This is a genomic window from Mesorhizobium sp. M1E.F.Ca.ET.063.01.1.1 (assembly GCF_003998155.1).
Taxonomy (GTDB): domain Bacteria; phylum Pseudomonadota; class Alphaproteobacteria; order Rhizobiales; family Rhizobiaceae; genus Mesorhizobium.
This window is the reverse complement of the sequence record NZ_RZSC01001769.1, coordinates 1-391: the sequence shown is the minus strand read 5'-3', so window position 1 is coordinate 391 and position 391 is coordinate 1. Positions and strand designations below refer to the sequence as shown.

Sequence of the window (391 nt, the reverse complement as noted above, 5' to 3'; positions counted from 1 at the left end):
TCACGCGGCGCTGCTGAAAGAGGCCGACGCCAGCGGCGACACCGCCGTGCTCAATCTCGGCGGCGTCGGCAACATCACCTGGTGGGATGGCAAGGACAATATCGTCGCATTCGACACCGGACCGGCCAATGCGCCGGTCAACGATTTCATCAAGGCGAAAGGTCTCGGCGAGATGGACCGGGACGGCAAGCTGGCGGCCGCGGGCACGGTCGACGAGGCAAGGCTCGCCAGGCTGCTGCAGCATCCTTACCTGACAAAACCCTATCCGAAGTCGCTCGACCGCTTCGACTTCACCGCAGCGATGGCCGACGGGCTCGGCGCCGAGGACGGCGCGGCAACAGGTCGAGCGCCTTGCCGACGGCGGACGTGGTGAAGGCCGTCAGCGTCGCCG

At 67.0% G+C, this 391-nt stretch carries 1 pseudogene; it reads left to right on the top strand.

The annotated features are described in order from the left end of the window. Positions 1-337 (top strand): annotated as a pseudogene (locus EOA29_RS40805) (anhydro-N-acetylmuramic acid kinase); the annotation flags it as partial. Positions 338-391 lie beyond the last annotated feature (54 nt).